Genomic DNA, 9,516 nt, shown 5'->3' with positions numbered 1-9,516 from the left:
TCCCGCCCGGGCGGGAGGGCGACGTGCCGTGTCCGGGCCGTCCGGCGGAGGCCCCGGCCCTCAGAGGTGGTCGTCCAGGAGGTCCCGGACCTCGGCGGTGGTCACGCGCCCCGTGCCGTGTGCCACCGCCTCCCCCTCCTTCAGGAGGACGAGGGACGGGGCTCCGGCGACCCCGTACCGCCTCGTCGCGGCCGGGCAGCGCGTCATGTCGGCGCGGACGACCGTCAGGCGGTCCGCGTACTCCTCGGCGATGCCGCCCACGACGAGGTCCGTCGCCCGGCAGGCCTCGATCGCCTTGGGCCAGGTCCCGACGAAGTACGCGAGGACCGGGGTCCCGCTCACCCGGAGGACGAAGTCGAACTCCGCGTCCTCGCGGGGCTGGTGAACCCGCTTCGCCATGGAAGCTCCTGACCTCGTGTTCCGGCTTTCCGCTCCCATCATCCCCCGTACGGCGCGGCGGTCCGGACGGCGGCCTCGACCGGATGCCGCCCGACGGGTGTGCGATAGGTTGCCCGCCATGACCGGACCGGAGCCCGCCGCCTGGCCGCCCGCCCCGATCACGACCGCGCGGCTCGTGCTCCGCGTGTCCGAGGCCCGGGACCGCGCGGCGTTCGTCGAACTGTTCTCCTCGCCGGAGGTGGGCACCCACATCGGCGGGTCCCGGCCGCGCGAAGTGCTCGAACGCATGATGCCCGAGGTGCCCGGACGGCATCCCGGCCTGTTCGTGGTCGACCTCGACGGAGCGATGATCGGCGTGGTCACGTTCGACCGGCGCGACGCGGAGCCTCCGGGGTCCGGAGGAGCCGAACTCGGCTTTCTGCTCCTGCCGGAGGCGTGGGGACGCGGGTACGCCGCCGAGGCGTGCGCGGCGGCACTCGACTGGTTCGCCGGCGCGTTCCCCGGGGAGCCGTTGACGCTCCGCACCCGGACCGCCAACGCCCGCGCGATGCGCCTCGCGGCGAAGCTCGGGTTCACCGAGGTGGAACGGTCCGAGGAGTACGGCGCCGAGCAGTGGTCCGGCGTGCGGCCCCCGGCCACGCCGTCCGGCTGAGCCCGCCCGACGGGGCGGATCCACGAGGCCGCCGCCCGGCACACGGGTCCCGTGTCCGGGCCGGACGGTCACCGGGGGGCCGAGGCGGAACGGGTTGCCGCGGATCCCCATCGGCCTGTCGGTCCGGCTCTTCAGCACGTGCGCGACCGTGGGCAGCCGGTGGCAGCCGTCCGGGTCGCCGTGGACGTCCGGCGCCTGCGCCTCGGTGGAGGAGACGACGGCACCGGCCCGGGCGGGCGCGGCCTGACCCGGTGTGGAATCCGCCGTGTCCGAAGCCGTTGTCAGTGGCCGGGGATAGGTTCGTCGACGTTCCGCCGATCAGGCGTGAACACCCCCTTCGACGTGCATGGGAGAGGTACGTTGCCGGTCTGGGAGAGGTCGAGTACGGCGCGGGTGGTACCGCCCGCGCGACCGCGGAAACTCGCCAAGGTGCCGTTCGTCGAGCTGGCCGACGGACGGTTGCAGGGCGTCGTGTCCAGCGGGTCCGACGCAGGACGCGTGTACGTGTCCTCGATCGCCGCCGGGACGTACGCGTTCGCGTGCAGCACCAACAACAACCGCCCCTGCGGCGGCGCGCGCGGCGGCTTCTGCAACCACATCCGCGCGCTCGTCACCGAGGCCGTCCTCCAGTACGGCGCCGGGCGCGTCGCCCGCTACCTGAAGGCCGACACGCCCGACGCGGAGCCCGACGCCCCCGCGCTCGTCTCGGCGATGACCGCCACGCGCCCCGCGCAGGGCGACACTTCGGCCGCCGCCCCGGTGTTCAGCCGGTTCCTGCGCCACCTGGCCTACCTCGAACTGGAGCCCACCACCCTGCCGGTGCCCGAGATGCACTGGTTCCCGCCGACGAGGGCGGTGGCCTGATGCGCACGGACCTGCTCGCCGACCCCCTCGACGGCCTCGACGAGGCCCTGGACGCCGTCGACGCCTTCGACCGGGTGCTCGTCGCCGGACTGCTCCGCCCCGGGCCCGACCAGGCCGACGGGCTCGCCGTCCTCGTGGACGCCGTCGCCGGCACACCGCTGGCGGCACGGGTCGCCGAAGCGGCCGACAAGGCCGCGGCCGGTGCCGCAGGGGAGGACCACTTCGTCGCGCTCGCCGCCGCCCGCACCGCCCTCATGGGCTCCGTGCACGACGCCCTGACGGCCCGCGTCGCGGACGTCACCGGCCGCCCGGCCGCCGGGCCGACGGCCAGGGAGGAGGCCGAGGGGGAGGAACCCGCCGAGAACCTGCTGGCCGCCGCCCGCGCCTGGCTGTGCGACCTCGCCCGCGCCGGCTGGCGGGGCATCGGCCACGACCTCGTCGGCGGCGCCGCACCCGTCGTCTCCGCCATGCTCCCGGACCCGCTGCTGCGCCGGCAGGCCACGCTCCTCGACGGATTCGCGGCCGAACTCGCCGCCTCCTGCCCGGGAGCGACCCTGGAGCGCGTCCCGGTGCGCCGCTGGGCCGACCTGTGGGCGCGCGCCCTGCTCCTCACCCTGCCCGGCGCCACCCGGCCCGCCGCCGTCTCCACGGCGACCGGCCGCCTCCTGCCGCTCGGCGTCGACCTCCAGGAGCACGCCACCGCCGTACAGGCCCAGGTCCACGCGGTGTTCGAGCCCGCCGACGGAACGGCGCCCCGCCTGGTCCGGGCCGCGGTGTCCGCGCCCAAGCCGGACACCGTCGTCGGCGCCGGCCTGTGGCAGCTGCTCCGGCCCCGCATGTCACTGCTCGCCGCCGCGGGCGAGGGCCGCTCCGTGGAGCTCGACGCCATGCCCGTCACCGCCGGGGGCGACCTCCTCTGGGACGACGCGCGGGCCCGTACGGGAGAGCCCGCCGACCCCTTCGCCACGGCCCGGGTGATCCTCTCCACCGCGACCGACCCGGTGACCGCCCCACTGGACCGCCACCCCTCCGGCATCGCCGTGCCCGTCCTCCTGGAAGGGTACGGGGCGGAGTCCGCGGACGAGGGAACGCCGGTCTTCACGGTCGCGGGACACCGGCTCGCCGTCGACGCCGACCGGATCCCGGCCGCCGGACCGCTCACCCCGGAAGCGCTCGCCGCGTCCGGCGCGTGCCTGGGGCTGCTCCGCTGGGACGCCGGGGAGTTCGTCCTCCAGCCGCTCGCCGTCGAGACGTCCGTCCGGAAGAAGACCGTCGCCGTCCACGCGGGCGCGTGGGCCGGGGGCACCGCCGACAAGACTGGGATCCGCGCGGAGAAGGCGGCCACGGACGCGGTCGCCGTCCTGCGCGAACGAGCCGGAAAGCTGCTGCGCGCATGACCGACCCCACCGCCCCGGCCCCCGGCGGGCCGCCGTCCGCCACCCCCGCGGGCACGGCTCCCGCCGGTACGGGACCCGTCCCCGATCCCGACGACAACCGCCGCCAGGTCCTCTACTGGCGTCTCCTCGCCCGGCTCTTCGACCCCGAGGAGCAGCCCGCCCTGGAGTCGGCGAGCCTCGCCGTCGTCGAGGACATCGGCCTGCCGCCGTCCCTGCTCGACCCGGGCGCCTCCGTCGACTCCGTCGTCCAGCGCCACCCGGAACTGGCCGCCGCGTTCGACGGCCTGATGACCCCGGAGGCCGAACCGGACGGGACGCGCGACCGGGCCGCCGAGGTCCGGCGCGCCGCCCTCGCCTCGAAACTGCTGCTCAACGTCTTCTCCACCGGCTCGGGAGCCGTGTCCGCCGGGCAGTTGGCCCGTTGGCAGTCCGACACCGGCTGGCTGGAGCGCGCGCTCGGGCAGCCGCCCGGCGGACTGCGCGGCGGACGCACCGCCGGGCCTGCTGTCACCGGTGGCCTCGGCTCCGAACTCGGCGCCCTCGAAGCCGGCCTCGTCAGCCGCATGCGCCTGCGCGAGGTCCTCGCCGACCCGACGCTGGCCGCCCGGCTCACCCCCAGCATGTCCCTGATCGAGCAACTGCTCCGCGACAAGGGCAACCTCTCCGGAGTCGCCCTCGCCAACGCCAAGTCCCTCATCCGGCGCTACGTCGACGAGGTCGCCGAAGTCCTCCGCACCCAGGTGGAGAAGGCCACCGCCGGCGAGCTGGACCGCTCGGTCCCGCCCAAGCGGGTCTTCCGCAACCTGGACCTCGACCGCACCATCTGGAAGAACCTCACCAACTGGAGCCCGGAGGAGGAACGGCTCTACGTCGACCGCCTCCACTACCGGCACACGACCCGCAGGACCACGCCCCAGCGGCTGATCGTGGTCGTGGACCAGTCCGGCTCCATGGTCGACTCGATGGTCAACTGCACGATCCTCGCCTCGATCTTCGCCGGGCTCCCCAAGGTGGACGTCCACCTCATCGCGTACGACACCCGCGCGATCGACCTCACCCCCTGGGTGCGCGACCCCTTCGACGTGCTCCTGCGCACCAACCTCGGCGGCGGCAACGACGGGCCCGTGGCGATGGCCGTGGCCCGGCCGAAGATCGCCGAACCGAAGAACACCGTCATGGTCTGGATCTCCGACTTCTACGAGTTCGACCGCTCGCAGCCGCTGTTCGAGGGCATCGAGGCGGTCCACCGCTCCGGCGTCCGGTTCATCCCCGTCGGCTCGGTGACCAGCTCGGGACGGCAGGAGGTCAACCCCTGGTTCCGGGAGCGGTTCAAGGCCCTCGGCACCCCGGTGGTCTCCGGCCACATCGACAGACTCGTGCACGAACTCAAGACCTTCCTCACCTGAGAACCCGAAAGGCCCCTCGCATGTCCGACCTGCTCCGCGCTCCCGCCGAGATCAAGTACGCCGAGGAACTCGACTGGCTGGAGTCGATCGACGACAACCCCAAGCCGTTCTCCTGGCGCCTGTCCCCGAAGATGGTCCGCCTGTTCGTCCTGGGCTCCGAACGCGCCGACGGCCTGGACCGCGAGGTGGCGCAGAAGTGGTTCGGCGACCGCAGCCTCGTCGAGCGCTCCATCGTCACCCTCGCCTCCGACCGGGGCCTCCTCCTCATCGGCGACCCAGGCACCGGCAAGAGCTGGCTCGCGGAACTCCTCGCGGCCGCCATCAGCCGCAACTCCACGCAGGTGGTCCAGGGCACGGCCGGCACCACCGAGGACCACATCAAGTACTCCTGGAACGTCTCCATGGTCATCGCCAAGGGGCAGTCCCGCGAGTCGATGATCCCCTCGCCGATCATGACCGCCATGGAGACCGGCACCATCGGCCGCTTCGAGGAGCTGACCCGCTCCACCAGCGACGTCCAGGACGCCCTGATCTCGATCCTCTCCGAGAAGTACGTCTCCGTCCCCGAACTCGACGGCGCCGACGGCGGGAACATCGTCTTCGCCAAGCCCGGCTTCTCGATCATCGCCACCGCCAACAGCCGCGACCGGGGCGTCAACGACCTCTCCTCCGCGCTCAAGCGCCGGTTCAACTTCGTCCGCATCCCGGTCGTGACGAACAAGAGGAGCGAGGCCGAGATCGTCCGCTTCCGCACCGAGGAGCTGCTGCGCCGCCACCGGATCGAACTGGACGTGCCGCCCACCCTCCTCGACGTCCTCCTCCAGAGCTTCGCCGACCTGCGCGCCTCCGCCGCCGCGGCCGGCAGCGACGACGAGAAGCTGGAGTCCGCGCTCTCCACCGCCGAACAGATCGGCGTCCTGGAGGACTCGATCCTGCACGGCGACTTCTTCGGCGAGCGCACCCTGACCGCCCGCACCCTCGCCGCCTCGCTCGTCGGCACCCTCGCCCGCCGCGAGCCCGAGGACCTCGCCATCCTCAACAAGTACCTGCACGGCGTCGTCGAGCCCCGGGGCAAGGAGGAGGGCGGCCCCTGGCCCGAGTTCCTGGAGGGCGGCCGCGAAGCGATCGCGAAGCTGGCATGAGCGCGGCCCCCGAGACCGGCGCGGCACCCGCCACCGGAGCCGGCGCCCCTCCGTCCTTCGCCGCTCTGCGCGGCCAACTGCATGCCGCCGCGCAGGAGTTCGCCGGAGGTCCGGACGCCCTGGAGGGCATCCTCCTCGGCATGGTAGACGACGTCGACCGGGCGGTCCGCGAACCACTGGAGATCTTCCCCGTCTGCCACCACTCGCCCGCCTCCGCCCTCGCCATGGCCCGCCGGCTGCGCGAGAAGCGGCCCAAGGTCGTCTACCTGGAGCTGTGCGAGGACATGGCCCCGCTCCTGACCGAGCTGCGCAACTGCCGGCTGCCGGTCGCGGTGCAGGCGTTCGCGAGCGACATCGACGGCTTCCCGCCCGACTGGGCCCCGCTGTCCGTCGTCGCCCCGATCACGGAGGCCTCCGCCGAGTACCAGGCCGTCGCGTACGCCCTCGACACCCCCGGTGTGGAACTCGTCCTCGTCGACCGCTCCTCCGACCACGTCTTCCAGTGGGACGCCCGTCGCCCGGCCGGGGACGACGCCCACGAGGACGGGACCGGGCCCGAGCCCGAGGCCGCGCTGCACGGCGAGGCCGTCGGCGTCGAGATCGGCGACCTGCGCCCGCGCTTCGCCGAACTGGAGGAGCACCTGCTGCGCCACGGCAAGGTGCGGCACTGGTCGGAGTGGTGGCACCAGTACGTCGAGCTCCCGCTCGGCGACGGCGACCACGACGCCTACCGCCAGGTCATGTTCCTCGTCGGCAGCCTCTTCCGGCGGCTCGCGCCCGGCGACGGGGACCGCGTCCGCGTCGACGAGGACCGCGAGCGGTACATGTGGACCCGGATGCGCGAGCACCTGGCCGCGACCGGCACCGACCCGGCGGACTGCCTGTACGTCTGCGGCGCCTTCCACGCGGCCAGCCGCGTCGAGGAGTTCGGCGTGCACGGAGCCGACGGCTTCGCGATCTCCCCGCGCACCGCCACGACCTGGCAGTACGGCCTGATCCCGTCCAGCCACGCGGCCATCGAGGCCCAGTTCGGCCTCGCCTCCGGCTCCGTGTCGATCGCCGCGGCGCAGTGGACGAAGAACCTCAGGCGCACCGGCGTGAAGCCGTACCGCCTGGAAGGCCAGGCCGGCGCGAAGAAGACGCCCGAGAAGAAGACCCGGGCGGAGAAGACGACAGCGCCCGCCGCGGCCCCGGCCCCGGCTCCCGCCGCGACCTCCGCCCCGGACCCGGCTTCCGCCTCGGCTCCCGCCGAGGACAGGCTCTCCGGCTTCCTCCGGCGGCCGCCCGTCCTCGACGCCCTCGACGAGGCCGAACTGCTCGGCTGGTCCGTGGACGTGGTCCGCGCCGCCCGCCGCGCCGGCCACCTCGCCTCCACCGCCGACGCCATCGCCGTCTTCGAGACCTCGATCCTGCTCGCCGGGATGCGGGACCGGGCCAAGCCCACCCCGTACGACTTCCAGGACGCGGCTGTCACCTGCATCGAGAAGGACGCCGTGCCCGGGCGGCGGGACGTCCGCAGGATCGTCGAGATCATGATGGGCGGCGACCGGATCGGCCAGGTCGGCTACGAGGCGCTGCCGCCCCTCGCCCGCGACGTGCACGACCGGCTGGCGCCCCTGGAGCCGAACCTCCAGCAGCGCGGTGTGCGACGGGCCCTCCTCGACATGGCCTCCCGGCCGGAACTGCGGGCCTGCTCCGACGTGCTGTGGATGCTGCGCCGCCTGATGCCCCCCGGCGCGGCCCGGCCCGTCATGGGGGAGCGGCGGCTGGGCGAGCGGTCCGTCCAGGAGTCCTGGGACCTCGCGCTCGGCACCCACCAGCGGGCCCTCATCGAGCTGGGCTACGAGGGCGTCAGCCTCGAACAGGTCCTGGAGCAGCGCCTGCGCCGCACCGCCCACGGAGCGCGGGCCACGACGGCGGAGGTCCTCGCGGCCGTCGAGGACGCCGTGCTGTACCTCGGCGGCCGACGGCTCTCCGACGAGCTGGGCACCCGCGCCCTGGAGGTCCTCGCGGGCGAGCGCACGGTGGACGGGGCACCGGAGGTGCTGCGCCGGGTGCGCGCCCTCCTCGCGTACTACCGCACCGCCGAACCGGTGCTGCCCCCGTGGATCGAGTCCTTCGTCCGCACCGGGTACGCGCACTACTGCACCCTGCTCCCGACGGCCTTCCAGGACGAGGACGCGACGGCGGGACAGGTGGCGGCCATGCTGGGCTTCCTGTTCGGCATGGAGGGCCTGGCCCTGTCCCTGGGCTGCGACAGGACCCAGCTGGAACTGGCCGTCGCCCAGTCGCACCCGAAGGACCCCGCGAAGACGGCGCTCCTCTGGGCGGCGCAGGTGCGGATCGGCACCCTCTCCCGGGAGGAGCTGCGGGCCCGCTGCGACGAACTGCTCGCCAGCCCCCTGGTCGTGCCCTCCTACCCGCGCTACCTCAGCGGCTTCGTGCACGCCCTCGAACCGGTGCCCGGCCTCGCGGACGTCGTGGTGGAAGCCGTGTCGAACGCCTTCGGGCGGCTGCCGGACGCCGTCCTGCTGCCCTGGCTGCCGGTGCTCGTCACGACCCTCCGCTCGAACGCCGCGGACCTCGCCCCGCTGCTCATCCGGGAGGCGGGCCGGATCTTCCCGGCCCGGCTCCCCGCCCTGGACTCCTGGATCCCGCCGTGGCGCCTGCCCCCGGCCCCGCCCCGCACCGCCCGCCCCGGCCCGGCGACCGCCGCCCCGCGCGGCGCCGCGCTCCTGCCCGCGCACCCGGCGACCTGCGACGCGCTCGCGGAACTCCTGGGCTGTGCGGAGGAGTGGGCCCCGGCCGGCGGACCGCCCCCGGACGCGACCGGCGCGAAGCTCCTGCCCGCCCACCCGGACACCTGCGACGCCCTGGCGCGGCTCCTGGGCTGCGACGGACCCTGGGCCCCGGCCGGCGCGGCCCCCCGCCCGCCAGCCCTGGCGGACCGCCACCCGGCCACCGCCCGCGCGGTGGCGGCCCTCCTCGCGGACGGGTGACCCGGCCGGTGACGTTCGGCCCGGCCCCGTCCACCCACGGGGCCGGTTCACTCGTCACGGTGACACGGGCCGTGCCGCCTCCCCGTCCCGTACGGGGTCGGGCAGCGTGGCCCCATGCACGCCCGCCGCACCGCGTACCTCCTGACCGCCGCGCTCCTCACGGCCGGTTGCGTGGCCGTCCCGCACGGCCCCGACCCGGGCCCGCCGGACCGCCCCGCCGCCCTCGCCCCGGCCGCCGAACGCGCCCCCTCGCCGCTGCCGGCCCGGCCGGAGCCCACGGAGGGGACGCCGCGCGAGGCGCTCGCCACCACGGAGCCCCGGGCCGAACCCGCCCGGGCTCCGGCCTTCCGCCGGCCGGCGACGGGAGGCGACGGAACGGTAGCCCGGGCCCCGAAGAAGACGAAGGGAACGCAGAAGACGGGGACTCGGAAGGAGAGGACGCAGCGGAGGGAGGGGACGGAGAAGGGCCGGACGCGGGCCGTCCCCCGGCCCCCGGAGAAGACCCCGCCCCTCCGGCCCCGCAGCCGTCCGACCGCCCCCGCCGCCGGGCAGCCCGAGCTGCGCCGGCTCTGCCGTCAGGCCCGGGAGATCGACGCCCCGATGGGCGCGGCCGACCTCTGCCGCCGGATGTACGGCCGTTGAGCACGCGCCTCCGGA

The 9,516-nt window shown here is 74.8% G+C and carries 8 protein-coding genes; 7 read left to right on the top strand and 1 reads right to left on the bottom strand.

All coding sequences use genetic code 11. The features are described 5' to 3' along the window. Positions 1 to 60: 60 nt before the first annotated feature. Positions 61 to 399: a thioredoxin domain-containing protein gene (locus tag AB0398_RS33370; protein ID WP_366379425.1), complete on the bottom strand. Its 339-nt coding sequence runs from the start codon at positions 397 to 399 to the stop codon at positions 61 to 63. 118 nt (positions 400 to 517) lie between these two features. Here AB0398_RS33370 and AB0398_RS33365 point away from each other — a divergent pair, with 118 nt between their 5' ends. From AB0398_RS33365 to AB0398_RS33335, 7 genes are all read left to right on the top strand, one after another. Continuing rightward, positions 518 to 1,051, top strand: a complete 534-nt coding sequence (locus tag AB0398_RS33365) for a GNAT family N-acetyltransferase (RefSeq protein ID WP_366379424.1) — start codon at positions 518 to 520, stop codon at positions 1,049 to 1,051. Between the two features lie 360 nt (positions 1,052 to 1,411). Then, positions 1,412 to 1,915, top strand: coding sequence for a hypothetical protein (locus tag AB0398_RS33360; protein WP_366379423.1), 504 nt, complete (start codon positions 1,412 to 1,414; stop codon positions 1,913 to 1,915). Next, positions 1,915 to 3,312: a hypothetical protein gene (locus AB0398_RS33355; RefSeq protein ID WP_366379422.1), complete on the top strand. Its 1,398-nt coding sequence runs from the start codon at positions 1,915 to 1,917 to the stop codon at positions 3,310 to 3,312. The genes AB0398_RS33360 and AB0398_RS33355 overlap by 1 nt, the downstream gene beginning before the upstream one ends. Continuing rightward, on the top strand, positions 3,309 to 4,718 hold the full coding sequence (locus tag AB0398_RS33350; RefSeq protein ID WP_366379421.1) for a VWA domain-containing protein: 1,410 nt from the start codon (positions 3,309 to 3,311) through the stop codon (positions 4,716 to 4,718). The genes AB0398_RS33355 and AB0398_RS33350 overlap by 4 nt, the downstream gene beginning before the upstream one ends. 20 nt (positions 4,719 to 4,738) lie before the next feature. Continuing rightward, on the top strand, positions 4,739 to 5,860 hold the full coding sequence (locus AB0398_RS33345; RefSeq protein WP_366379420.1) for an AAA family ATPase: 1,122 nt from the start codon (positions 4,739 to 4,741) through the stop codon (positions 5,858 to 5,860). Next, positions 5,857 to 8,859, top strand: coding sequence for a hypothetical protein (locus AB0398_RS33340; RefSeq protein WP_366379419.1), 3,003 nt, complete (start codon positions 5,857 to 5,859; stop codon positions 8,857 to 8,859). Before AB0398_RS33345 ends, AB0398_RS33340 begins: the two co-directional genes overlap by 4 nt. A 114-nt stretch (positions 8,860 to 8,973) precedes the next feature. Further along, positions 8,974 to 9,501: a hypothetical protein gene (locus AB0398_RS33335; protein WP_366379418.1), complete on the top strand. Its 528-nt coding sequence runs from the start codon at positions 8,974 to 8,976 to the stop codon at positions 9,499 to 9,501. Positions 9,502 to 9,516 lie beyond the last annotated feature (15 nt).

It is taken from the genome of Streptomyces sp. NPDC086147 (genome assembly GCF_040702165.1).
In the GTDB taxonomy this organism is placed as follows: domain Bacteria; phylum Actinomycetota; class Actinomycetes; order Streptomycetales; family Streptomycetaceae; genus Streptomyces.
This window is presented reverse-complemented; position numbering and strand designations above follow the sequence as displayed.

Coding starts and splice junctions, on each gene's coding strand:
- AB0398_RS33355 (WP_366379422.1), top strand. CDS start 1,915: ATGCGCACGGACCTGCTCGCCGACCCCCTCGACGGCCTCGACGAGGCC.
- AB0398_RS33365 (WP_366379424.1), top strand. CDS start 518: ATGACCGGACCGGAGCCCGCCGCCTGGCCGCCCGCCCCGATCACGACC.
- AB0398_RS33345 (WP_366379420.1), top strand. CDS start 4,739: ATGTCCGACCTGCTCCGCGCTCCCGCCGAGATCAAGTACGCCGAGGAA.
- AB0398_RS33340 (WP_366379419.1), top strand. CDS start 5,857: ATGAGCGCGGCCCCCGAGACCGGCGCGGCACCCGCCACCGGAGCCGGC.
- AB0398_RS33350 (WP_366379421.1), top strand. CDS start 3,309: ATGACCGACCCCACCGCCCCGGCCCCCGGCGGGCCGCCGTCCGCCACC.
- AB0398_RS33335 (WP_366379418.1), top strand. CDS start 8,974: ATGCACGCCCGCCGCACCGCGTACCTCCTGACCGCCGCGCTCCTCACG.
- AB0398_RS33370 (WP_366379425.1), bottom strand. CDS start 399: ATGGCGAAGCGGGTTCACCAGCCCCGCGAGGACGCGGAGTTCGACTTC.